Source organism: Micromonospora sp. RV43 (genome assembly GCF_001029515.1).
Classification (GTDB): domain Bacteria; phylum Actinomycetota; class Actinomycetes; order Mycobacteriales; family Micromonosporaceae; genus Micromonospora; species Micromonospora aurantiaca.
In genome coordinates, this window is sequence record NZ_LEKG01000006.1 from 25,881 (window position 1) to 50,308 (window position 24,428).

The 24,428-nt window shown below is 74.0% G+C and carries 16 protein-coding genes; 14 read left to right on the top strand and 2 right to left on the bottom strand.

Annotated elements, in window-relative coordinates:
* Nucleotide 1: 1 nt before the first annotated feature.
* From ABD52_RS02920 to ABD52_RS02955, 8 genes are all read left to right on the top strand, one after another.
* Nucleotides 2-967, top strand: coding sequence for a chlorinating enzyme (locus ABD52_RS02920; RefSeq protein WP_013476310.1), 966 nt, complete (start codon nt 2-4; stop codon nt 965-967).
* Nucleotides 964-1,194: a phosphopantetheine-binding protein gene (locus tag ABD52_RS02925; RefSeq protein ID WP_013287026.1), complete on the top strand. Its 231-nt coding sequence runs from the start codon at nt 964-966 to the stop codon at nt 1,192-1,194. The genes ABD52_RS02920 and ABD52_RS02925 overlap by 4 nt, the downstream gene beginning before the upstream one ends.
* Nucleotides 1,191-2,429, top strand: a complete 1,239-nt coding sequence (locus tag ABD52_RS02930; RefSeq protein WP_047890694.1) for a beta-ketoacyl synthase N-terminal-like domain-containing protein — start codon at nt 1,191-1,193, stop codon at nt 2,427-2,429. Before ABD52_RS02925 ends, ABD52_RS02930 begins: the two co-directional genes overlap by 4 nt.
* Nucleotides 2,430-2,435: 6 nt before the next feature.
* The gene (locus ABD52_RS02935) at nt 2,436-3,620 is read left to right on the top strand and encodes an NAD(P)/FAD-dependent oxidoreductase (protein ID WP_013287024.1); all 1,185 of its coding nucleotides are present in this window, start codon (nt 2,436-2,438) and stop codon (nt 3,618-3,620) included.
* Nucleotides 3,621-3,724: 104 nt separating this feature from the next.
* Nucleotides 3,725-5,284 carry an ABC transporter substrate-binding protein gene (locus tag ABD52_RS02940; RefSeq protein ID WP_047890695.1) on the top strand — a complete coding sequence of 520 codons (1,560 nt, stop codon included), beginning with the start codon at nt 3,725-3,727 and terminating at the stop codon, nt 5,282-5,284.
* Nucleotides 5,281-6,237, top strand: coding sequence for an ABC transporter permease (locus tag ABD52_RS02945; RefSeq protein ID WP_013287022.1), 957 nt, complete (start codon nt 5,281-5,283; stop codon nt 6,235-6,237). The genes ABD52_RS02940 and ABD52_RS02945 overlap by 4 nt, the downstream gene beginning before the upstream one ends.
* Complete coding sequence (locus ABD52_RS02950) at nt 6,234-7,025, top strand: ABC transporter permease (protein WP_013287021.1); 792 nt, start codon at nt 6,234-6,236, stop codon at nt 7,023-7,025. The genes ABD52_RS02945 and ABD52_RS02950 overlap by 4 nt, the downstream gene beginning before the upstream one ends.
* Nucleotides 7,022-8,578, top strand: a complete 1,557-nt coding sequence (locus ABD52_RS02955) for an ABC transporter ATP-binding protein (protein ID WP_030268242.1) — start codon at nt 7,022-7,024, stop codon at nt 8,576-8,578. Before ABD52_RS02950 ends, ABD52_RS02955 begins: the two co-directional genes overlap by 4 nt.
* 64 nt (nt 8,579-8,642) lie before the next feature.
* On the opposite strand, the gene ABD52_RS02960 is transcribed toward ABD52_RS02955, so the two are convergent.
* The gene (locus ABD52_RS02960; protein WP_013287019.1) at nt 8,643-9,053 is read right to left on the bottom strand and encodes a DUF3224 domain-containing protein; all 411 of its coding nucleotides are present in this window, start codon (nt 9,051-9,053) and stop codon (nt 8,643-8,645) included.
* Nucleotides 9,054-9,081: 28 nt separating this feature from the next.
* On the bottom strand, nt 9,082-9,447 hold the full coding sequence (locus ABD52_RS02965) for a VOC family protein (RefSeq protein ID WP_013287018.1): 366 nt from the start codon (nt 9,445-9,447) through the stop codon (nt 9,082-9,084).
* Between the two features lie 274 nt (nt 9,448-9,721).
* Between ABD52_RS02965 and ABD52_RS02970 the strand changes: the two genes are divergently transcribed.
* From ABD52_RS02970 to ABD52_RS02995, 6 genes are all read left to right on the top strand, one after another.
* A complete protein-coding gene (locus ABD52_RS02970; protein ID WP_235437314.1) occupies nt 9,722-10,474 on the top strand; it encodes a class I SAM-dependent methyltransferase in 753 nt (250 codons plus the stop codon).
* 12 nt (nt 10,475-10,486) lie between these two features.
* Nucleotides 10,487-12,421 (top strand): KedN5 family methylcobalamin-dependent radical SAM C-methyltransferase, encoded by a 1,935-nt coding sequence (locus ABD52_RS02975; protein WP_013476314.1) that lies wholly within the window; start codon nt 10,487-10,489, stop codon nt 12,419-12,421.
* A gap of 64 nt (nt 12,422-12,485) precedes the next feature.
* On the top strand, nt 12,486-15,584 hold the full coding sequence (locus ABD52_RS02980; RefSeq protein ID WP_235437315.1) for a BTAD domain-containing putative transcriptional regulator: 3,099 nt from the start codon (nt 12,486-12,488) through the stop codon (nt 15,582-15,584).
* A 132-nt stretch (nt 15,585-15,716) separates the two neighbouring features.
* The gene (locus ABD52_RS02985) at nt 15,717-17,441 is read left to right on the top strand and encodes a bifunctional 3-(3-hydroxy-phenyl)propionate/3-hydroxycinnamic acid hydroxylase (RefSeq protein WP_235437316.1); all 1,725 of its coding nucleotides are present in this window, start codon (nt 15,717-15,719) and stop codon (nt 17,439-17,441) included.
* Between the two features lie 416 nt (nt 17,442-17,857).
* Nucleotides 17,858-22,114 carry a VCBS repeat-containing protein gene (locus ABD52_RS02990; protein ID WP_047890698.1) on the top strand — a complete coding sequence of 1,419 codons (4,257 nt, stop codon included), beginning with the start codon at nt 17,858-17,860 and terminating at the stop codon, nt 22,112-22,114.
* A gap of 165 nt (nt 22,115-22,279) precedes the next feature.
* Entirely contained in the window at nt 22,280-24,313 is a 2,034-nt protein-coding gene (locus tag ABD52_RS02995) for a hypothetical protein (protein WP_047890699.1), read from the top strand.
* Nucleotides 24,314-24,428 lie beyond the last annotated feature (115 nt).

Consider the following 24,428-nt stretch of genomic DNA (forward strand, 5'->3'; position numbering starts at 1 on the left):
CATGGAGGACGACTACACGCTCACCGACGAGGAGCTGGCCGACTTCCACCGCAACGGGTACTTCGGCCCGTTCCCGGTGTACGAGGTCGAGGAGATGCAGCGGCGGTGGCGGCGGGAACGGCTGCGCCTGCTGGACCGCTCGCACGCGGTCTACCAGGACGAGGCCGCGCTCTCCGGGAACACCAACATCTCCAACTACGACCGGCACCTGGACAACGAGTTCCTGGCCGACCACATCTGCCACCCGCGGATCGTCGACCGCGTCGTCAGCGTGCTCGGCCCGGACGTGCAGTGCTGGCGGTCGGAGTTCTTCCCCAAGTACCCGGGCGACGAGGGCACCGACTGGCACCAGGCCGACACGTTCGCCAACGCCTCCGGCAAGCCGCAGATCCTCTGGCCCGGCGACGCGAAGGACTTCGGCGGCACGATCACCGTCTGGACGGCCTTCACCGAGGCCAACGAGGAGACCGGGTGCCTCCAGTTCATCCCGGGCACCCACCGGACGATGTTCTACGACGAGACCAAGCGCATGCACTACGACCCGGCCTCCATCAACAGCACCGACAAGGACGGCGTACGCCGCGGGTTCTTCGGCTACGACTACCGCGAGCTGCAGATCGACCCGGACTGGAAGCCCGACGAGTCCAAGGCGGTGTCGATGGTGATGCGGCCCGGCGAGGCGATCATGTTCTGGTCGACGCTGATGCACGCGTCGCTGCCGCACGCGGGACGCACCGAGGAGATGCGGCTCGGCTTCGCCGGCCGGTACGTGCCGGTGTCGGTGGACGTCTACCCGGACACCGACGTCATCGAGGAGTACGGCGGCGCCGTGTCGCTGGACCGCTGGGGCTCGGTGCTCGTCGCGGGACACAACGGCAACCCGCACAACCGGATGGCGACCGAGACCACGCGCGGCCACCGGTTCACCCGGCGGGACCGCTCCGGGGCGCGGGTGTCACCGGCATGACCGTCTTCGAGGTCGTGAAGGCGAGCCTCGTCGAGGTCGTCCCGGACGTCGACCCGGCGAGCGTCACCGCCGGGCGCACGCTGAGCGACCTCGGCTGCACGAGCATCGACCGGGCCGAGGTCGTGACGCTGGCCATGGAGCGGCTCGGCATCGTGGTGCCGATCTCCGAGTTCCGCGACGTCAACGACCTCGACCGGATCGTCGAGCTGCTGCGGACGCACATGTGAGCACGGTCGCGGTGACCGGCACCGGGATCGTCTGCGCGATCGGTGCGGACGTCCCGTCGTTCACCACGGCGCTGCGGGCGGGCCGCAGCGGTGTCGTCGGCACCGCTGACGGCCTGGCCGCGCCGATCACCGGGTGGTCGTTCGACGACGCGGTGGCCGGCGTGCCCGAGCCGCTGCGCCGCCGGGCGGTCCGGGCCGCGGCGCGCGCGCCGCAGCCGGTGCGGGCCGCCGTCGCGGCGGCGCTCCAGGCGTGGACCGGGGCCGGCCTGCCCGGCGCCCGGATCCCCGGCGACCGGGTCGGGATCGTGGTGGCCGGGCACAACCTGACCGCGCGGTACACGCACGAGCTGTACCGGACCTGGCAGGAACGGCCGGCGTACCTGCCGGCGCGGTTCGCCCTGCACGTCCAGGACACCGACCACGTCGGGACGCTCAGCGAGGTGCTGTCCGCCACCGGCGAGGGTTTCACCGTCGGCGGGGCCTCGGCCAGCGGCAACGTCGGCATCGTGCACGCCGCCCGGCTGGTCGCCGCCGGCGCGGTGGACTGCTGCGTCCTGGTCGGCGCGGTCACCGAGCTGACGCCGATGCACCACCGGGGTTTCGCGGTGCTCGGCGCGCTCGCCGAGCCGGGTGGCGACCCGGCCGCCGCCTGCCGGCCGTTCGACCACGACCGGCGCGGCTTCGTCCCCGGCGAGGCCGCCGCGGCGCTGGTGCTGGAACACCCGGCCGCCGCGGCCCGGCGTGGCGCGGCGGTCCTGGCGACGGTGGCCGGGTACGCCCTCGGCCTGGACGCCAACCGGCTCGCCGACCCCGACGCGGCCGGGCAGGCCCGCGTGATCCGGGCCGCCCTGGCCGCCGCGGGGCTGGCCCCGCACGAGGTGGACTACGTCAACGCCCACGCCACCGGTTCCCGGCTGGGCGACGAGACGGAACTCGCGGCGCTGCACGACGTGCTCGGCGCCGCCGCCGGCCGGCCGTGGGTGAACGCCACCAAGGCGCTGACCGGTCACTGCCTCGGCTCGGCCGGGGTGGTCGAGGCCGTCGCCACCGTCGCGCAGCTCACCGGCGGCTTCGTGCACCCCAACCCGAACCTGGCCCGACCGATCGATGCCCGGATCCGGTTCGCCGGCGCCGGGCCCGAGCCCGCCCGGCTGCGGTACGCGCTGTCCACCGGCTTCGGCTTCGGGGGCATCAACACGGCCGTGGTCCTCGCCCGTACCGCCGATGGAGGTTGAACGATCATGTACGACGTCGTCGTCGTCGGGGCCCGCTGCGCGGGCGCGCCGACCGCCATGCTCCTGGCCCGCCAGGGCCACCGGGTGCTGCTGCTGGACCGCAGCGCCTTCCCGGCCGACAAGCTCTCCACGCTGTACATCCAGCAGCCGGGCGTCGCGCGGCTGGCTCGCTGGGGTCTGCTGGACGCGCTTCGGGCCACCGGCTGCCCGCCGCTGGACCACGTCGTCTACGAGCTGGGTGACGTGCGCGTCGAGGGCTGCTGCAGCGGCATCGACGGCATCCGCGCGGCGTACGCGCCCCGCCGCTCGATCCTGGACCCGCTGCTGGCCGGCGCCGCTGTCGACGCCGGCGCCGAGTTCCGCGACGACTGCCGCGTCACCGGCCTGCTGTGGGAGGACGACCGGGTCGTCGGTGTGCGCACCGACCGCGGCGACGAGCGGGCCGCACTGGTCGTCGGCGCCGACGGGATGCGCTCCACCGTCGCCGGGCTCACCGGCGCGCCCACGACGACGTCCCACCCGCCGCTGACCTGCGCGTACTACGCGTTCTGGGACGGGCCGAAGACACACTTCGAGATGTACGAGGGCGACACCGGCTGGGTGTCAGCGGTGCCGACGAACGACGGCGCGGTGCTCATCGCCGCCTACTACCCGCAGCAGCGCTTCGACGAGGTCCGGCACGACGCGCGCGCGGCCTACCTCGACAACGTGCGGACCAACGCGCCGCGGCTGTACGAGCAGATGGAGCGCGGCCGGCAGATCGGCGGCGTGCACGGCACGGGTGACCAGCAGAACTTCTTCCGCCGCGCGCACGGCCCGGGCTGGGCGCTCGTCGGCGACGCCGGCCACCACAAGGACTCGCTGACCGCGCGCGGCATCTCCGACGCGTTCATGCAGGCCGACCTGCTCGCCGAGTCGGTGGGCGAGCACCTGGCCGACCGGACACGGCTCGACGCCGCGCTGGCCGACTACGACCGGGAACGCGAGCAGCGGCTGATGGAGAACTACCAGGCGACCCTGCTGGTGGCCCAGGCCGAGGCCCGGGACAAGCGCCGCGCGCTGCTGCGCGCCGTCGGCAGCAGCCCCGAACTGACCACCCGCTACTTCGACGCGGTGGCCGGGATCGTGCCGCTGCGGGAGCTGTACACACCGGAACTGATGGCGCTGATGTCCGCCCCGACGGCCCCCTGACACCGCGCCCTATTGAGCAGACACCCGTGCCGGTGATCGGCGACCGTCAGATCCGCAGACGTCTTGCGATCCGACCTCACCGGCACGACCTTTGTGGAGGAACCATGTCGCCCACCCCTTACGACTCGCCCTTCAATCGCCGCGCGCTGCTCCGGATGGGGCTCGTCGCGGGCGCCGCGGTGGCCGGCGTGCCGCTGCTGTCGGCCTGCGGCGACGACGACGAGCAGCCGTCGCCGGCGGCGGCCGGCGGGGGGTCGCTGACGGTGCTGAAGGTGGGCGCGCCGAACGCGGTCACCGACGCCGAAGCCGGCAACCCGCTCCTGACCAGCATCGGCGCGACCCTCATCGTCATGCGGCACGTGTACGACTCGCTGATGGTGCTCGACAACGGCGAGTACAAGTACCAGCTCGCCGAGTCGGTGCAGCCGAACGCCGACGGCAGCGTGTGGACGATCAACCTGCGCTCCGGGGTGACGTTCCACGACGGCAAGCCGGTCACCGCGGCCGACGTGGTGCACAGCATCCGTACGCTCGGCGCCAAGCCCAGCAACCGGGCCTCCGTCTACGCCAACGTCGACCTCGCCAAGGTGACAGCCGTCAACGACCGCACCGTCACCGTCCCGCTGCTGACCCCCCGCGGTGACTTCAAGGAAGCCGTCCTCGTCGTCTTCTCGCCGGTCTTCCCGGCCGGCATGACCGAGTTCAGCAAGCCGATCGGCTCGGGCCCGTACCGGCTGGCCGAGCGCAACGGCACCACGACCCGGCTGGTCGCCAACGAGCAGTACTGGGGTGGCAAGCCGAGCGTCGCCGAACTCCAGATCGTCGGCATCCTCGACGCCGGCGCCCGGCTGTCGGCGCTGAAGGCGGGACAGGTCGACTACGCCGTCAGCATCAGCTCCACCGGCGCGAAGACCGAGGCGGCGAACAGCGAGCTCACCGTCGTACGCGGCGGTCCGGCGAACGCCAACGCGCTGTCGTTCGCGATGAACCAGAAGCTCGCGCCGTTCGACGACGTCCGGGTCCGCCAGGCGGTCCGGCTCGCCGTGGACCGGCAGGCGCTCGTCGACAACGCGCTGCTCGGGCTCGGCTCGACGGCCGACGACGTGGTCGGCAAGAGCCTGCCCGGCTACGCCGACCTGCCGGCGCGCGCCCGTGACCTGGAGCAGGCGAAGCGGCTGTTCGCCGAGGCCGGGATCACGAAGCTGACGCTGCGGACCGGCGAGATCGTCCCCGGCATGCTCAACGCCAGCCGGCTGATGGCCCAGCAGCTCAAGGAGGCGGGCGTCGAGCTGACCCTCCAGGAGATCTCGCCCGACGCCTACTACGCCGACCTCATGACGCTGGCCACGCACCCGTTCCAGGCGTTCTACTACGTCAACCGGCCGGCCGCCGTGCACCTGTCGGCGGTGACCCACGGCAAGGCGCCGTTCAACGTCACCGGCACGTCGGCGGCCTACCAGGCGCGGCTGGCCAAGGCCCAGGCGACTGTCGACGACAACGCCCGCGCCGAGGCGTTCAAGGCGTTGCAGGAGGAGTTCTACAAGGAGGGCGGCGATCTGCTGTGGGGCTTCCAGGAGCAGCTGGACGCCGCCCGTAAGGGGATCAGCGGGGTCCGCACGATGCAGTCGGTCCAGCTGTTCGACCGGGCGACCGGGCCGGCGTGACCGCGCTCGGGTTCCTGGCCCGACGGCTGCTGGCGACGGTGGCCACGCTGTTCGCGGTGGCGGTGGTGCTCTTCGCCGGCTCGGAGGTGCTCCCGGGTGACGCCGCGTCGGCGTCACTCGGGCCCGACGCCACCATCGAGGAGGTCGCGCAGCGCCGGGCCGAACTCGGCGTCGACCGGCCCTGGCCGGTGCGGTTCGTCGAGTGGGGGACCGCGGCGCTGCGCCTCGACCTGGGCACCAGCACCTCGATGCACCGGCCGGTGGTGGACGTCGTGGCCGAGCCGCTGGCCGCCACCGGCCTCCTGGTCGGGCTCACCGCGGCGGTGACGGTGCCGCTGGCGATGGGACTGGGGCTGCTCACCGGGCTGCGGCCGGGCGGCCGGGTGGACCGGGCGGTGTCGGCCGTCGCGGTGGTGGCGGTGTCGATCCCGCAGTTCGTCACCGCCGGCCTGCTCGTGCTGGTCTTCGCCGACCTGTGGCCGCTGCTGCCGGCGATCTCGCTGCCGCCGCTGGGCGGCGGACCGCTGGACCGGCCGGAGATCCTGGTGCTGCCGGTGGTCGCGCTGACGCTGTTCGGCGCGGCGTGGGCGAGCCGGATCGTGCGGGCGACTGTCATCGACGCGGACGCGATGCCCCACGTCGAGGCGGCCCGGCTGGCCGGGCTGCCCGAGCGGGTGGTCGTGGCGCGGCACCTGCTGCCCGCGGCGGCGCCGCCGTGCGCGCAGACGTTCGCGTGGCTGCTGTCCGGGCTGTTCGGCGGCACCACAGTGGTCGAGGTGGTCTTCAACTACCCGGGCCTGTCGCAGACGCTCGTGGCGGCGGTCCGCAACCACGACACCGCCGTCCTGGAGGGGGTCGGGCTGCTCCTCGCCGCGATCATCCTCGTCTCGTTCATCGTGGCCGACCTGCTCGTCCTCGCGGTCGACCCCCGGCTGCGGGTGGCCGCCCGATGAGGGCCGCGCGGTGGCTGCTCGCCGGGACGGCCGTGGCCGTGGTGCTGTTGGTGCTGGGCGTGGCGCTGTTCGGCCCGTTGTTCGCCGGCGAGCCGGAGCGGATCGTCGGGTTGCCCTACAGCGCCCCGACGGCCGGCAGCCCGCTGGGCACCGACAGCGCCGGACGGGACGTGCTGGACCGGGTGCTGGCCGGTGGCCGGCCGCTGGTGGCCGTGCCGGTGGTGGCGACGATCCTGGCCACCGTGCTCGGCCTGGTGCTGGGCCTGGTCGGCGGCTACTTCGCCGGGATCACCGACGCCGTGGTGTCCCGGTTGGACTACCTGCTGCTGGGCCTGCCGCCGGTGCTGATCCTGCTGGTGCTGCTGCACGGCTGGGGGTACAGCGCCACCACGATGATCATCGTGGTGGTGCTGACCGGCACGCCGTTCGTCTCCCGGGTCACCAGGGCCGAGACGCTCCGCGCGGTCGAGGACGGGTACGTGGTGGCCGCCTACGCCGGCGGTGACTCGCACCTGTCGGTGATCGTCCGGGAGATCCTGCCGAACATCGTCCGGCCGGTGCTCGCCGACTTCGGCACCCGCCTCGCCATCGCGGTCACGCTGACGGCGGCGGCGGCGTTCCTCGGCTTCGGCTCCAGCGGCCCGAACTGGGGGGCCATGATCAGCCAGAACGTCGAGGGCATCCAGCTCACCCCGTGGGGCGTCGCGGTGCCGGCGATCCTGCTCGGTGTGCTCACCGTCGCCGCGAACCTCGGCATCGACCGGATCGTCGGGCGGGTGCTGCGATGATCGAGATCAGTGGGCTGCGGGTCGAGGACACCGCCGGCCGGGCCGTCCTGGAGAACCTGTCGTTGCGCGTCGCCGAGGGTGAGCGGGTCGCCGTCGTGGGCGAGTCCGGGGCGGGCAAGACGACACTGGCGATGGCCCTCGTCGGCGCGGTACGGCGCGGACTGCGGGTGGCCGGGGGCACGGTCGTGGTCGACGGGCACGACGTGCTGACGGCCTCCGGCGCCGAGGTACGCCGGGTCCGGCGGCGGGTGCTGGCGTACCTTCCGCAGGACCCGCCGTCGGCGCTGAGCCCGACGCTGCGGGTCCGGGCGCAGATCCGGGAACTGGCCGCGGACCGGTCCGACGCGGCCGTGAGCCGAGGGCTGGTCGAGGTGGGCCTGCCGGGCGACCGGGCCTTCCTGCGCCGGTACCCGCACCAGCTCTCGGGCGGCCAGCAGCAACGCCTGGCGCTGGCCCGGCTGCTGGCCGGCGACCCGCGCGGCCTGGTGCTGGACGAGCCGACGACGGGCCTGGACGGGCTGGTGCGCAAGCAGGTGCTCGACCAGCTGGACCGGCTCTCCGCCGACCGCGGGCTGGCGGTCGTGTTCGTCACCCACGACCTCGCCGCGGCCGCCCGGATGACCGATCGCCTGATCGTGCTGCGGGGCGGCGTCGTGGTCGAGGAGGGACCGACAGCGCAGGTGCTCGCCCGCCCGGCCGCCGCGTACACCCGGGACCTGCTCGCCGCGGTGCCGGACCTGCCGGCCGAGATGCGCCGCCGCGCCGCCACGCCGGTGCGGGGCGCGGAGGTCCTGACCGTGTCCGGGCTGACCGTGCCGCGCGGAGGGCGGGTCGTCCTGGACGACGTGTCCCTGCGGTTGCGCGCCGGCGAGGCGCTGGCCCTGCTCGGCACGTCGGGCTGCGGCAAGACGACGCTCGCCCGGGCCGTCGTCGGGACGCTGCGCCCCAGCTCGGGCCGGGTGACGCTGTCGGGCGAGGTCCTGGAGCCGACGCTCGGGCGCCGGCCGGTGCACCAGCGACGCCGCATGCAGCTCATCCCGCAGGACTCCGGCGGGTCGCTGAACCCGCGGCGGCCGGTGGGCGCGGCGATCGGCCGGGTGGTCCGCCTGGCCGGTGGGATGACGGCCGAGGCGGTGGCGGCGGAGACCCGCCGGCTGATGGGGCTCGTCGGCCTGCCGGGGGAGCTGGCGTCGCGGCTGCCGCGGGAGCTGTCCGGCGGGCAGCGGCAACGCGTCGCGATCGCCCGCGCGCTCGCCGCCGGGGCCGACGTGCTCGTCTGCGACGAGATCACGTCGAACCTCGACGCCCAGGTGGCGGCCTCGGTCCTGGCCCTGCTCGACTCGCTGCGGCGGACCCTGGGCCTGGCGGTGCTCATCGTGACGCACGACCTCGGTGTGATCGCCCGCAACGCGGACCGGGTCGCCGTGCTCAGCGGCGGGCGGATCGTCGAGGAGGGGACCGTCGAGCAGGTGTTCGGCAACCCGCGCCACGAGGCGAGCAGGATGCTGCTGGACGCCGCGCGGCCCGTCACGGCGGTGGCGGACGTGCCGTGACAGCCCGAGGCGGAGGGCCGCTACCGGCTTCCCGGTAGCGGCCCTCCGCCTCGATCTCAGCGCGTCAGACGAGCTCGTCGAGGAGTTCGTAGTTCAGCGTGAAGGTGTGGCTGCCGTCCTCCAGCTTGCGCATGGTGGCGGTGCCCTGGATGCCGGCGAGCCCCTCGGTGCCGGTCCCCGGCACGATGTGCCACTCGGCGCCGCCCTCCTCGTCGCTCATCAACCCGACGGCCTGGTGCTGGAGCATGAAACTGCCCTTGGAACCGCCGATCGACACCTCGATCACTTCGTGACCGACGTATCCGGCGCCGCCCTTGCCATAGGCGAACAGGAACTGCGCGCGGCTGGTGCCCTCGAGTTCACCGGAATACGTCTTGGTGACCGAGGCCCGCGAGAATTTCATGCCGTCGGGGGTCTCCTGCCACTCGTCTTCGTCCCAGGAGTCGAGCGTAAATGAAGCAGTCGCGGTGCTCACCTTGTCTCATTCCTTCCGTGGTTCTCTTTCAGTCCCAGACCGAGGCGCAGAACGGGTGACCGGCCGGGTCGAGGAAGACCCGCCACTTCGCGTCGCCGGGCTGGTCGGCGGGCTTCGTCGCACCCAGGCGCAGCAGCTCGGTCTCGGCCGTCTCGATGTCGTCGACGGCCAGGTCGAGGTGCAGTTGCTGGGGAACCGTCTGCCCGGGCCACTCCGGACGCCGGTAGTTCTCCACCCGCTGCAACGCCACGGCGACGCCGTCACCGTTGCTGAGGAACGCGCCGGACTCCGACTCGTGCACCGGCTCGAGGCCGGCCGCTTCCCGGTAGAAGGCCACCAGCGGGGCGATTTCGGAACAATCCAGTGTTACCGCCGCCAAGCGACCGACAGCCATTCATGTCTCCTGGAGATTTGTCGTCCGATCGAAAGCGTGGCCCGAGCCTAGCAATCCGCCGTCGTCCACGCCACGGTCGCCGGGTGTGTCGCGACCGGCCTGCTCATTAGACGGTTGCGAATGGACAGCAGGCCCCGAAGGGGCAGCAGCATACCGGCTGAACCGTCGGCGGCGCCACCGATACACCAATCGAGTTGCCCTCACTTCGTGCTCACAACAGCGCAGCGTCAGGCGCACTCGTCCGCCACGATTCGCCGGTACCCCAATCACCGGCGTGGAGGAGAACACGGTGGAAGGCTTCGAGATCTTCACCTACGGGGACGCCGTCGCCGACGTCTTCGACGGGACGGGATGGGCCGGCGACCCGGGTGACACCGAGGAGACGATCGAGTGGCTCGCCGAGAACGCCGGCGGCGGGCCCGTGCTCGAACTCGGCGTCGGCACCGGCCGGGTCGCCGTCCCGCTGGCCCGCAGGGGCATCGAGGTGCACGGCATCGACGCGTCGGAGGGGATGCTGACGCAGCTGCGCGACAAACCCGGCGGCGAACTGGTGCACGTGCACGTGCAGGACTTCACCGACTTCACGCTGCCGTACAAGTTCTCGCTGGCGTACGCGGTCTTCGACACGCTGCCGTTCATCACCGACCAGGAGGAGCAGATCCGCTGCTTCCAGAAGGTCGCCGACGTCCTGGAGCCGGGCGGGCGGTTCGTGATCCAGACGTCGATCCCCGACCCGGCGCGGTACGACCGCAACCAGCGCACCCAGACCGTACGGGTGGAGAAGGACCACGTCGTGATGACGTTCACCCGGCGCGAGCGGATCTCCCAGTGCTCGTCGATCCAGTTCGCGGTCCTGCGGCCCGACGGCATCCGGTTCTTCCCGATGCGCATCCGCACCGTCATGCCGTCGGAGATGGACCTGATGGCCCGCCTCGGCGGGCTCACCATGGAGTCGCGCTGGGGTCACTGGGACGGACGACCACTGCGCGACTCCGACGAGCGGCACATCACCGTCTACCGCAAGTAGAGCGGCGGATCGGTGGAGCACAGCCAGACGAGCGCCGGCGGTGCGGGCCGGCGCCTTCGGGTGGTCCTGGTGCAGCAGGGCGTCTGGGACATGCCGCTGGAGTCGCTGCCGCTCGCCTCGGCGTACCTCAAGGCGATGGTGTCCGGCGACGCCGAGCTGAACGACCAGGTGTCGGTGGAGATCTGCAACTTCCGGGGGCGGGTGACGCACGGGGAGATGGCCGCCCGGCTGTTCGCCGGCCCGCTGCCCGACGTGATCGGGTTCTCCGTCTTCGGCTGGAGCCAGCGCGCGTTCGGGGCACTCGCCGCCACCTACAAGCAGCTCAACCCGCAGGGATGGGTCATCTTCGGCGGCACCCACGTCAGCGCGCAGGCCGAACGCGTGTTCCGGCTCTACCCGGAGATCGACGTGGTGGTCAACGGCGAGGGCGAGCTGACCTTCCTCGACCTGCTCCGCGCCCGGCTGGCCGGCGTGGCCCCCGACGCCCTCGGCGACGTGCAGGGCATCTCCTGGCACCGCGCCGACGGCAGCGTGGTCACCAACCCGGACCGGCCCCGGATCGAGGATCTCGACATCATCCCGTCGCCGTTCCTCACCGGAGCCGTCGAACTGCTCGACGCCGACGGCCGGTTCCGCTACGACGTCGCGCTCTTCGAGACCAACCGCGGCTGCCCGTACAAGTGCTCGTTCTGCTACTGGGGCGGCGCTGTCGGCCAGCGGGTACGCGCGTTCTCCCGGGAACGGCTGCGCGCCGAGCTGGAACTGTTCGCCCGGTGCGGCGTGCACACAGTGGTCGCCTGCGACGCCAACTTCGGCATGCTGCCGATCGACCTGGAACTCGTCGACGACCTCATCGACATCAAGCGGCGGCACGGCTTCCCGCTGGCCTTCGAGAGTTCGTGGGCCAAGAACAAGTCGAAGGTGTTCTACGAGATCGTGCGGCGGATGAAGGAGGCGGGGCTGCGCAGCTCCTTCACCCTGGCCCTCCAGTCGCTCAACCCGGACGCCCTGACCCTGATGCGCCGGCGGAACATGAAGGTCAACGACTGGCGTGACCTGGTGCGGTGGCTCAACCGGGAAGGGCTGGACTGCTACGCCGAGCTGATCTGGGGCGCGCCGGGCGACACCGTCGAGTCGTTCCTGGCCGGGTACGACGAACTCGCCCAGCACGTGTCCCGGATCGCCGTCTACCCGATCATGCTGTTGCCGAACACCGAGTACGCGGAGAACAAGGAGCTGTACGGCATCGTCGCGCTGCGCGGCGACAACGACGACTTCGAGTACGTGCTCGCCCACCGCACCATGACCTTCGCGGACAACGCGGTGATGCAGCGATTCCTGTTCTGGGCCCGGGTGATGGCCGAGAACGCGGTCCTGCGTCACTGCTGGCTGCCGCTGCGGCGGCTCGCCGGGTGGGAGCAGTCCCGGGTCCTCAACAGCCTCGCCGACTGGGCGGACACCACCACGGCGCGGGAGGCGATCCCGTTGCGGGAGGCCGCGATGCGGGGTCACGGCGGCGGCGCGCCGGCGTACGCGGCCGCCATCGGCTACCTCTTCACCGAGGCGGACGGGCGGCGGGCGCTGGAGCTGTGGTGGCAGGAAGTGGTCTCGCGGCAGCTCGCGGCCGACGTCCGCCCGTTCCTCGACGAGGTGTACCGCTACGACCTGCTGACCCAGCCGGTCTGCGAGCCGGACGGACTCGCCGTCGTCGAGATCGGCGGCGTCGAGTACTTCCACCGCCCGGACGTGACCCTGGCCTACGACGTGCCGGGCGTCCTCGCGCGGATGCGCGCCGACGAGCCGGTCTCGCTGGAGCCGGAACCGATCCGCGTCGACATCTACTACCGCACCGGCGCCATGACCGCGGTCATGTCGACGAACCACGAGGAGATCCTGCACTTCATGGGGGAGGTGCGCAGAGCAGGCACCCCGCTCACAGTCCCCTGACCGATCGCCGGTGTCCGGAGTGGACCGGCGCTGCCATACTCGGCCCGATGGGGTCGTCGTCGAGGTGACTGTGCAGTTCCGGGTGCTGGGTCCGCCGGAGGTCGTCCGGCACGGGCGGGTGGTGCCCCTCGGCGGGCCGAAGCAGCAGGCGCTGCTGGCCCTGTTCCTGCTGCGGCCGAACCGGTTCGTCGCCGCCGACTGGCTGGTCGACGCGCTCTGGGACGCACGACCGCCGGCCAGCGCCCGGACGACGCTGCGCACGTACGTCGCCGGGCTGCGCCGGGCCGTGGAACCCCAACGGTCCCACCGCGAGCCGGCGCGCGTCCTGCGCAGCCACCCCGGGGGGTACGAACTGCGGGTCGACGCCGACGCGGTGGACGCGATCCGGTTCGCCGGCCTGGTGGACCGGGCTGCGGACGCGCTCGCGGCCGGGCAGGCGGCGGCCGCCGAGCGGACGTACACCGAGGCGCTGGCGTTGTGGCGCGGCGAGCCGCTGGCGGGCGTGGCCGACCTGACCGCGGTGCGTCCGGAGGCGGCCCGGCTGGCCGAGCTGCGGCTGAGCGCCGAGGAGGGGCGGCTGACAGCCGCCGTCGCCGCGGGCCGGCACGCGACGCTGCTGCCGGAACTGCGCCGGTTCGTCTCGGCGCACCCGCTGCGCGAGGGCGCCCGGGCGCAGCTGATGCTGGCCCTGTACCGCTCGGGGCGGCAGACCGAGGCGCTCGCCGTCTTCGACGAGGGCCGCCGGATCCTGGCCGGCGAGTACGGGATCGACCCCGGTGAGCAGACCCGCGCCGTGCACCGGCTGATCCTGGAGCAGGCCGTACCGCCTGATCGGAGCAGTCCCGCGGACACCGGCGGCCCGGCGACCGCCGGGGCGGTGCCGGAGCGGGACGGCGGACCGCTCGTGGGCCGGGACGCGGAGCTGGAGCGGCTGCGGGACACGCTGGACGCGGCCACCGGGCAGAGCGGGCGGGTGCTGACGCTGGTGGGGGAGGCCGGCATCGGCAAGACCAGCCTCGCCGCGGCACTCGGCGCCCGCGCCGCCGCGACCGGCGTCCCGGTGGTCTGGGGCCGCTGTCCGGACGTCGGGCAGGCGCCGCCGTTCTGGCTGTGGAGCCAGGTGGTGCGCGCGCTGGTGGCGATGCCGCAGACCCGCGCCACCGGCTCGGCGAGCCGCCTGGACGGGTTCGCCGCCGGCGCGCCGAGCGGACCGGCCGACGGTCGCGGTCTCGACCCCACGGCCCGGTTCCAGGTGTACGAGGCGGTGTCGGAACTGGTGCACGCGGCGGCCCGGGAGCGCGGCCTGCTCGTCGTCCTCGACGACCTGCACGCCGCCGACCCGGACTCGCTGCTGTTGCTGCGGTTCCTCGCCACCGCCCTGCCCGCGTCCCGGGCGCTGGTGGTCGCCACGCTGCGGCCGTACGGCGACGACCCGGCCCTGGTGGCGACGGTCGCCGAGCTGGCGCGCGGGGGCGGCTTCGGTCAGGTCCGGCTCGCCGGGCTGGACGCCGCGGCGGTCGCCGACCTGGTCCGGGACCGCACCGGCGTGGCGCCGCCGGAGCCGGTGGTGACCCGGCTCGTCACCCGGACCGGCGGGAACCCGTTCTTCCTCACCGAGCTGCTGCGGTCCCGGACCGATCCGGGCGCCGCAGCGGAGCTGCCGCCGAGCATCCGGGACACCGTGCGGCTGCGGCTCGCCGGACTGCCCGGCCCCGCCCGGCGCTGCCTCGACCTGCTCAGCGTGGCCGGGCACGACCTGGACCTGGCGGTGCTGGCGGCGGCACTGGACAGCACCGCCGAGACCGTCGCCGAGGACCTCGCCCCGGCCTATCCGGCCGCGCTGGTGGTCGAGACCGGACCGGGCGCGCTCGCGTTCCGCCACCCGCTGATCGCCGAGGTCACCTACGCCGAGCTGGTCCCGCCGCGCCGGGCCGCGCTGCACGCCCGGCTGGCCGCCGCGTACGAGCGGACGGCCGGCACCGCGCCGGCCGAGCTGGCCCACCACTACGGGGAGGCGGTCGGTCTGGGCCACGGCGAGGACCACCTGCGGTGGTCGCTGCGCGCCGCCGACGACGCCACCCGCCGGGTCGCCTACGAGGACGCGCTCGGCCACCTCGAACGCGCCGCGCTCCGGCTGGCCCCGGCCACGCGGGTCTCGCCCGACGCGGCGGCCACCGAGCTGACCGTCCAGTTGCACCGCGCGTCCCTGCTCCAGATGACGGTGGGCGTCGGCAGCGACGCGGTCGACCGGGTCTGCGCCCGCGCCCGAGAGCTGCTGACGCTCGTCGGGCCGGACGCCGACATCCGCCACGCGCTCTGGGCGCTCGGCGAACTCGCCGCCAACCGGGCCGAGTTCGCGATCTGCGCCGACCTCGCCGGGCGGCTCGTACGGGCGCCCGACGACGGCAGCGGGCTGACCGCCGTCGCAGGTGAGTACCTGCTGGGCGCGGTCGCCTACTTCACCGGCCGGCAGGCCGAGAGCGAGCGGCGGCTCACCGCCGGGATCGAGCGGCTGGGTACCGTCGACCGGGTGCTGCTGCGCCGCGAGGTGGGCCGCCGTCCGGTGCTGGCCTGCCACAACTTCCGGGCGCTCGTGCGCTCGATGCGCGGCGACCCGGCCGGCGCGCGGGCCGACATCGCCGCCGCCGAGGCCCTCGCCGAGGACCTCGACGACCCGTACGGCCGGGCCAACGCGGCGCTCTACGCCGCCTGGCTGGCGATGCAGGAGCACGACGTCGCCGCGGCCGACGCGGCGGGGCGACGGTGCCGGGACATCGGCCGCGCCACCGGCCTGCCGCACATGACCGCGACCGGCGCGTACTTCCTGGAGTGGGCCGCCGCGCGCGGCGGCGACCACGGCCGGCTCGACGCGATGCGCGCCGCCGCCGAGGAGTTCTACCGTCCCGGACTGCGGTCCACCCGGACCATCACGCTCTGCGCGATGGCCGAGGCGTACCTGACCGGCGACCGTCCGGACACCGCGGCGACACTGGCCGAGGAGGCGCTGGCAGTGGCGGACCGGGTGGGCGAGCGCGTCTTCGTCGCGGAGTTGCACCGGATCCGCGGCGCGGCCCGGCGCGACCGCGCGGAGTGGGACCTCGGCGCGCGGATCGCCGCCGAGCAGGGCGCCGGGCTGCTGCTGCCGCGGTTCGCCGTCTTCTGACCGGCGTGGAGTCCCGCCTCCACGCCGCCTCCACACACTTTCCACAGCCGTTCCACGCCCGGCTGGTGCCCTGGTCGGTGTCGGGTAGGACGGCCGGAGCCGTCCGGGACCATGTTCCGAAGGGGCACCACCATGGGATCAGCTCAGCCGCCGGCTCACCAGGAGGCCCAGGAGGTCGAGGTCGCCGTCGTCGGCTGCGGGCCGGTGGGTGCGCTCACCGCCAACCTGCTCGGCGCCCGCGGTGTCACCACGCTGGTCGTGGAGCGCAGCGCCACGCCGCACGGTCAGCCGCGGGCCTTCTCCTGTGACGACGAGGCGCTGCGCATCTACCAGCAGGCCGGGCTGCTCGACGAGGTACGCGACGAGACGATCGCGCCGCCGCTGGTCGAGTACGTCAACGGCGCGGGCCGGGTCTTCGCCCGGATGAAGCTGTCCGAGACGGACTTCGGGTACGGGCACGCGCCGCTGCGCTTCTTCGACCAGCCGCGACTGGAACGGACGCTGCGCGCCGGGCTGGACCGCTTCCCGCACGTCCGGCTCGCGCTCGGCACCGAGTTGGTCGGCCTGACCCAGGACGAGGACGGCGTGACGGTGCTCCTGTCCGACGTGGTCACCGGGCAGCGGCGGGCGGTCCGCGCCCGGTACGTGCTCGGCTGCGACGGCGCCCGCAGCGCCACCCGCGCCGCCGTCCGGATCCCGCTGTCCGGGGCGAGCTACGCCGAGCCGTGGCTCGCGGTCTCCGGCGACGTGCCGCCCGACGCCGTGCGGGTGGCCGACACCACGTTCGTGTGCGACTGGCGGCGCCCGGCGTTCGTCTCTCCCGGCGCGGCCGGCAGCTACCGGATGGAGTTCATGCTGCGCCCGGGCGAGACCGAGGACGAGGTGCAGCGGCCGGAGACCGTCGCCGCGCTCGTCTCGCCGTACGTCGACCCGGACCGGTTCGCCGTCACCCGGGCGGTCGTCTACACCTTCCACCATCTCGTCGCGCAGCGGTGGCGGGAGGGACGGGTGTTCCTGCTCGGCGACGCGGCCCACCAGATGCCCCCGTTCATGGGCCAGGGCCTGTGCAGCGGCCTGCGCGACGCGGCGAACCTGTCGTGGAAGCTGTCGCTGGTGCTGTCCGGCGCCGCCGATCCCGCGGTGCTCGACACGTACGAGACCGAGCGGCGCCCGCACACGGTGGAGATGGCACAGACGAGCGTCCGGCTGGGACGCGTCTTCCTGGCCCGCAACCGGATCTCCGCCTGGCTGCGTGACACCGCGCTGCGGGCGGTCCAGACGGTTCCCCGGGTACGGCGGTTCGTGGAGCGCTTCGAGTTCAAGCCGGTGCCGGCGTACCGGCGGGGCCTGATGACCGGCGGGCGGCGGGACGGCGTGGTCGGGACCATGTTCCCCCAGCCGCGGGTCCTCATCCCGGGTGCGCCCGGCGAGCGCCTGCTCGACGAGGCGCTCGGCGACGGCTTCGTCGTGCTGGGTCGCGCCGGTGTGGACGACCCGCCCGGCGCGTGGTGGCAGGGGTTGCCGGTGCGGTTCGTCGCGGTCCACCCGTCCGGCACGCCGCTCGCCGGCCTGCCGGACCCGCTCGCCGGCCTGCCGGAGTCGTCCGCGGACGGCCGTCCGGACCGGATCGACGTCGTGGACGCCGACGGGGTGCTCGGCGGGTGGCTGCGGCGGCACGGCGCCGACCTGGTGGTGCTGCGGCCGGACCGGTTCGTGTTCGCGCTGGCGACGGCCGATGGGATCGAGCAGGCCGCACGGGACCTGTCGGCCGCCCTCGGCGCGCCGCCGGACGGCGGCCGGAACCGGGCGGCCGGCCCGGGACTCGCGACGGCACCGGCAGTGCCCTCGTCGTCGTGACCGCCCTCGTCGGCAGCCGGGCCGATCTCCCACGCCCGCCGTCGCGGCGTGCCGACGTGCGGCCCCGGCCGTGGCGGTCCGCCGGCCGGCGGTGCCGAGCCGGCTCGGCGTCCACCGCCGCGCGCAATCGTCTTCCCGACTCGGCCGCCCGATGTGGCCGGACGGGCAGGGGGTTGTCTTGCGCGCGGGCAGAAAGATCCGGCACGCCGTTGCGCCGCCCTGGACCGCCGACCCTGTAGCCGGACGTCCCCCGGGGACGAGACTCGTACCGGACCGGCGGTGCCCCGCGTGCGGCACCCGGCCCGAGCCGGCCGTCTCCCGGTCGACCCGATCGAGACTTCCCACTCTCCTACGACGATCGTGCGCCGCCGTCCGGCCTCGCGCCGGACGGTCGTGCGCGCGGAAAGGTGGCAGTGATGCGTTCACGAAGATCAGGCCGGTGGACCGGCGCGGTGGCGGCCGCTCTGGCGGTGGTCCTGCTGGGGCCCGGGGCGACAGTGCCGGGCGCCGCGGCACCGGTCCGGGTCGCCGGCCCGCCGGGAGCGGGCCTCGTCGCCGGCTGCGAGACGTTCGGGTTCACGGCCATGCCGGCGGTCGCCGGTGTGGCCTCTCCCCGTGACGTCGAGGCGGTCGACACCAACCAGAACGGCTTCGACGACCTGCTCGTCGCCTCGGCGAGCGGTGACGGCGACGTGCACCAGCTCATCGCCGTCGGTAACGGGACGTTCCGCACGTCGGTGGGGCCCGGCGCCCCGCCGGAGGTCTATCCGGCGCCGGGCACGCCGCGCGCCGTCACCGTCGGCTACTTCAACCGGGACGCCAAACCGGACTACGCCGTCGCGACCACCGACGGGGTGGGTGTCTGGTTCGGCGCCGCCGGTGGAGACCCGGGCTTCGGGCCGGGAGGGCGCGTGCTGGCCGGCCGCAGCGTGGCGGACGTCGCGGTGGCCGACTTCGACCGTGATCTGCTGCCCGACCTGGCGGCCCTCGACCCGGAGGACCGGACCGACCGGGACGACGACCGGGTGCGGGTGTTCCGCAACCTCAACGGCGGCAGCTTCGACCAGAGGTTCCTCCTCGGTGACCAGCCGACGTACGTCCAGCCGGACTTCCTCGCCGCCGGCGACCTGACCGGCAACGGCGTGCCCGATCTCCTGGTCAGCAGCCGCACACAGGGCACGGTGTCGCTGATCCGCGACGGCGCTAACAGCCCCGCGCCCCGGGTGGAAGGGATCGGCGAGGCGTGGAAGCCCGCGATCGCCGACTTCGACCTCGACGGGCGGCTCGACGCGGCCGTCGCGATCCCCGGCGAGGACCGCATCCGGTTGTGGAGCGACTACCGCGATCCACCGTCCGGCGGCTTCCCGCCGGCGCCCCGGGAGTTGCCGTCGCTGGACCTGGGGCCGCTGACCCCGGGGCGGGAGGGTCCGCACGACGTGGACGTCGCCGACGTCAACCGGGACGGCCGTCCGGACCTGGTGGTGGTCGGCTACGCCAGCCGGGCGGTCTACGTCTTCCCGGGCCGTGGCGACGGCACGTTCGGCACCCCGGCCGTCCTCGCGGCGGGCAGCCGGCCGGTGCAGGCGGCCGTGGGGCGGTTCGACAACAACCAGTCCCTCGACGTGGCCGTCCTGGACGAGGTCGACAACACCCTGCGCGTCTACCTGAACACCTGCACCGCGCCCGGACCGAACCTGACCGCCGGCGGGCTGGAGGTCACCCAGGTCATCCAGGACCTGGGCAACTCCGTCGACCTGGTCGCCGACCGCCGCACCGTCGTCCGGGCGTACGTCGGCACCGACGCGCAGACGCCCGCGGTGACCGCGGCCCTGCACGGGTTCCGGGCCGACGGCACGTCGCTCGGCCCGCCGCTCGCCCCGGCGAACCCGGGCCGCCTGCTGGTGCCCGACCGGACGGTGCGACGCGGACAACTGGGCGGCGGTTTCCTGTTCGAGCTGCCCACCCAGTGGACGAGCGAGGGCCAGGTCAGGCTGCGGGTCGAGATCAACCCGGACCGCCGGGTCACCGAGCCCGACCACCTGGACAACGTGACCGAGCGCACGGTGCGCTTCCAGGCGTCCCAACCGGTACGCGTCAAGCTGATCCGGTTCGGCTACCAGCGCGACGGACAGACAGTGCTGCCTCCCGAGTCCGACCTGGACCGGGCCGAGTCGCTGCTGCGGCGCACGCTGCCGACGAGCCGGCTGGAGGTCACCCGCGCCGACTACCGCGACGACCACCCGTTCTTCTGGATCGGTGACGACAGCTTCTTCCTCGACGCGCAGGACGCGCGTTCGGTGCTCGACCGCTACCGGCAGGCGACGGCAGGGACGCGGGAGCCCGGCGTCTACCACCTGGTCATGGTGAACCGGGACCGGATGGGCGGCATCGCCGAGAACATCCCCGGATGGGTGGCGGTCGGCGGAGCGCACAACCCCACGACCATCCTGCACGAGCTGGGGCACCTGCTCGGCGCCGGGCACGTGGAGTGCACGGACAATCCCGGCGACGAGACCGGGCCCCGGTCCTACCCGTACCCGCGCGGCACCATCGGCGGGCCGGACCCGGCGAATCCCGGCTTCGCCGGCTACGACATCGGTGACGCCTCGGTCGGCGCTCCGCGCCGGATCGTCTGGGCGCCGGACACCAGCCCGCCGGTCGCCGACCTGATGAGCTACTGCCGCAACACCTGGGTCTCCGACGACCTGTGGCGGCTGTGGCGCAACCGCGTCCAGAACCCGCCCGCCCAGCAGGGCGCGACGGGTGACCTGCTGGCGCTGTCCGGCGCCGTCGGCGACGGCACCGCCACCCTCACCGGGCAGCGCCTGACCCGCACCACCCAGCGCCCGGCCACCACGCCCGGCCCGTACGCGCTGCGGCTGCTCGACGCCGCCGGGGCGACGCTCGCCGAGCATCCGTTCACCCCGGCGGCCACCGAGCACGCCGCGACACGTCCCTTCCAGGAGGTCGTCGACTTCGCCCCCGGCACCCGCCGGGTGACGCTCGTGGACACCCGCGCCGGGCGGGACCTCGCCACCCTCCCGGTGTCGGCGAACCCGCCCGTCGTGGCGCTGGCGGGCGAGGCGCCGCCCGCGTCGGTGCCGGCCACCGGGCCGGTCACTGTGGGCTGGAGCGCCGGCGACGCCGACGGCGGTCCGGTCACCGCGAGCGTCCTGTACAGCCCGGACGGCGCCGACGACTGGCGGGTGCTGGCCACCGGGCTCACCGGGACGTCGTACACGCTGGACGCCGCGCAGCTCGCGGGCACCGGCGGCGCGGCCACCGGCCGGCTGCGGGTACGGGTCACCGACGGTGTGCACACCGCCGACGCGACGAGCGGTCCGCTCACTGTCGCCGGCAAGAACCCGGCGGTACGGATCACCGCTCCGATGGGCGGCACGTTCTTCGCCACCGGGCAGACGGTCACGCTCGCCGCGTCCGTCACCGACCCGGAACAGGGCGACCTGGACGGGTCGGCGGTGCGCTGGACCTCCGACCGTGACGGTGACCTCGGCACCGGCGCCACCCGTACGCCGGGGCAGCTCAGCGAGGGACGGCACGTCCTCACGGTCACCGCCACCGACGCCGACGGCCTGCGGGCCACCGCGCGTGCCGAGGTGACTGTGGGCCGGGTCCTGCCGGCCGGTGGCCCGCCCACAGCCGACGCCGGGCCGGACCGGACCGCCGTCGAGGGCGACACCGTCACCCTCGACGCGACCCGGACCACCGACCCGGACGGCGACCCGGTGACCCTGTCCTGGACGGTGCTCGCCCAGCCGGAGGGTGGCGGCCTCGGCGGCGGCCTGCGGCTGGAGGGTCCGGCCCGCACGCCGTCGTTCCGCGCCGACCGGGCCGGCGCGTACCGGCTGGAACTCACCGCCACCGACGCCCGCCACGGCACCGCCACCGACACGGTGACAGTCACCGTGGCGAACCGGCCGATCGAGGTGAGCCCGATCGCACTGGACGAGGAGCTGCGGGTGGCCGGTCCGGTCACCGTGCGGGCCACGTTCACCGACCCGGGCGTGCCGGACACCCACCGCTGCGCGGTCGACTGGGACGGCGGGGGTCCGGCCCCGGCCACGCCCGGTGTGGTCAGCGAGGACCGCAACGAGGGCGGCTGCGTCGCCACCGGCGATCTCCGGCCCGGCGTGCACGTCGCGCGCCTCACGGTGACCGGCGACGACGGCGGAACCGGGCAGCAGACGGTACGGATCGTGGTCTACGACCCGTCGGACGTGACGGTCGCCGGCGCCGGCGCGATCGTCTCACCGGCGGGCGCGCTCAGCGCCGACGTGGCCGCCACCGGTCCGGGGGAGTTCGCCTTCGTCGCGGGCCTGGTGAAGGGTTCACCCACGCCGTTCGGCGCGACCACCTTCCGGCTGCCGGGACGCGAGTTCACGTTCGCCGGTACGACACACGAGCGTCTGACCGTCGCCGGATCGGTGGGCCGGTACCAGGGTGAGGGCACCGTGAACGGCCGGCCGGGGTACGCGTACCAGCTCACTGTCGCCGACGCCCCGGACGGACGTGACGTGGACCGGTTCCGGATCAGGATCTGGGAGAGCGACGGAGGGCGCGTCGTCTACGACAGCGGCCGGGGCGCACCGGACGATCTCGACCCGGCGCACCTGCAACCGCTGAACCAGGGCCGCGTCGTGGTCGTCGGCTAGCCCGGCGCCCCTCCCGCCGTCCGCCGCCGGGAAGAGGCGGACGGCGGGAGGCCGCGCCCGTCACACCACGTAGTGCTTCGCGACCCTGTCGATGTGTGGGCCCTTGCCGAGATCCGGCCACGGGCGTAGGAAGAACACCACCGTCCGCTGTCGAAGGAGACACGCGTGCCCACCCCCAGACGGCTCCGTCTCGCCGTGTCCGCGTTGGTGACCGCATCGGCCGTGCTGCTCGGTTCCGGCGCCGCCGCGGCGCCGTCCGCGCCTCCCGCACCGGCCGGGCAGCGGTCCTGCGACCCGATCGACCCGGCGGCCTGCCTGCTGCCGTTCCCCAACGACTACTTCACCGTCCCGGACCGCAGCACCCCGACCGGCAAGCGGGTCCGGTTCGCGGCCTCCGCGATGCCCGCCAACGTGCTCGGCGTGCCGATCGACCCGGCGGAGTGGAACCGGCAGGACGGGTTCAGCCCCGGCTCGCCGATCCTGGCGCGCGTACCCGGCCTCGACGCCGAGCGGACGCGGATCGCGCCGGTCACCGACGTGGGCCGCTCGCTGGCGCCGGACGCGCCGATCGTGCTGCTCGACGCCCGCACCGGCAGGCGTACGCCCTACTGGGCGGAACTGGACGCGCACGCCGCCGGCGACCCGGACCGGCAGGCGCTGATCATCCGGCCGGCGGTCGCGCTGACCGAGGGCACGAGGTACGTCGTCGGCCTGCGCGGCATGCGCGACGGCGACGGCGCGCTGATCCCGGCGCCGAAGGCGTTCCGCGCGTATGTGACCGGCGCCGGCCTGGACCGGCGCGACCCGCGCGCGCCGCAGATGAGGCGGGTCCTCGCCGACCTGAGCCGGGCCGGTGTCAAGCGGCACAGCCTGTATCTGGCCTGGGACTTCACAGTGGCCAGCCGGCGGGGCCTCACCGGGCGGATGCTCGCGGTCCGGGACGGCGCGTTCGCCGCGCTCGGCCGCCGCGCGCCCTCGTTCACAGTCACCCAGGTCACCGACTACACGCCGGAGCAGGATCCGCTGATCGCCCGGCAGGTGACCGGCACCGTCGCCGTACCGTCCTACCTGACCGGTGACGGCGGACCGGGCTCCCGGCTGCACTACGGGCCGCCCGGCGGCGACGGCACCCCGCCGGCGCCGGACGCGCTGCCCACACCGTCCGGCACGACTGTGGCGGCCGACTTCGTCTGCAACATCCCGCGCAGCGCGTCCGCCGCGAAGCCGGCCCACCTCTCGCTCTACGGCCACGGCCTGCTCGGCCGGCCGACCGAGGTCAACGCCGGCAACGTCAAGACCATGTCGCAGACGTACGACTTCACCTTCTGCGCCACGAGCTGGATCGGCATGGCCGCCGCCGACGTCCCGTACGTGGCGGGCGCCTTCACCGACCTCAGCGCCTTCCCCGCGGTGGCCGACCGGCTCCAGCAGAGCTTCCTGAACTTCCTCTTCCTGGGCCGGACGATGATCCACCGCAGCGGGTTCGCCGCCCACCCGGCGTTCCGCGACGCCGCCGGGCGGCCGCTGATCGACGTGGCCGGCGGGCTGCACTACGACGGCAACAGCCAGGGCGGCATCAACGGCGGCGCGCTCACCGCCGTCGCCCAGGACTGGACCCGCTCGGTGCTCGGCGTGCCCGCGATGAACTACTCCACGCTGCTGCAACGCAGCGTCGACTTCGCCCCGTTCCAGTCCGTGATGGACGGCTACTACCCGGACCGCATCGACCAGCAGCTCATCTTCGGTCTGCTCCAGATGCTGTGGGACCGGTCCGAGGCCAACGGGTACGCCCAGCACATGACCGACCGGCCGCTGCCGCGTACCCCGGCGCACCGGGTGCTGATGCACGTGGCCTTCGCCGACCAGCAGGTCTCGACCGCCGCGGCGGAGGTCCAGGCGCGCACCATCGGCGCCCGACTGCACACCCCGGCGCTGGCCGACGGCTGGTCACCGGACGTGCGGCCGTTCTGGGGCATCGCGCCGATCCGCAGGTACCCGTACGCCGGCTCGGCCATGGTGGTCTGGAACAGCGGCGCCGCGTACGCGCCGCCGCCGACCAACCTGGCCCCCGCCGGACCGGAGTACGGCGAGGACTCGCACGAGTTCCCGCGCGCCCAGCCCGGCGCGCAGCGGCAGAAGGCGGTGTTCCTGCTCACCGGCAAGGTGATCGACGTCTGCGCGGGCGGACCCTGCCCGTGAGCTGCGTCCGGCCGGTCTGAAGACGCCTACCCGCCGCCTGACCTCCGTCGGCAGCCGGCACACCAATGTCCTAGGACGCTCTGGCGGGTGTGCCGGCCGTCGCGGTGCGGCGCAG

Bases quoted from the DNA above. Each gene is read 5' to 3' on its own strand.
- ABD52_RS02965 (WP_013287018.1), bottom strand. From the start codon at position 9,447: ATGGCTGTCGGTCGCTTGGCGGCGGTAACACTGGATTGTTCCGAAATC.
- ABD52_RS02950 (WP_013287021.1), top strand. From the start codon at position 6,234: ATGAGGGCCGCGCGGTGGCTGCTCGCCGGGACGGCCGTGGCCGTGGTG.
- ABD52_RS02935 (WP_013287024.1), top strand. From the start codon at position 2,436: ATGTACGACGTCGTCGTCGTCGGGGCCCGCTGCGCGGGCGCGCCGACC.
- ABD52_RS02985 (WP_235437316.1), top strand. From the start codon at position 15,717: ATGGGATCAGCTCAGCCGCCGGCTCACCAGGAGGCCCAGGAGGTCGAG.
- ABD52_RS02955 (WP_030268242.1), top strand. From the start codon at position 7,022: ATGATCGAGATCAGTGGGCTGCGGGTCGAGGACACCGCCGGCCGGGCC.
- ABD52_RS02925 (WP_013287026.1), top strand. From the start codon at position 964: ATGACCGTCTTCGAGGTCGTGAAGGCGAGCCTCGTCGAGGTCGTCCCG.
- ABD52_RS02990 (WP_047890698.1), top strand. From the start codon at position 17,858: ATGCGTTCACGAAGATCAGGCCGGTGGACCGGCGCGGTGGCGGCCGCT.
- ABD52_RS02920 (WP_013476310.1), top strand. From the start codon at position 2: ATGGAGGACGACTACACGCTCACCGACGAGGAGCTGGCCGACTTCCAC.
- ABD52_RS02940 (WP_047890695.1), top strand. From the start codon at position 3,725: ATGTCGCCCACCCCTTACGACTCGCCCTTCAATCGCCGCGCGCTGCTC.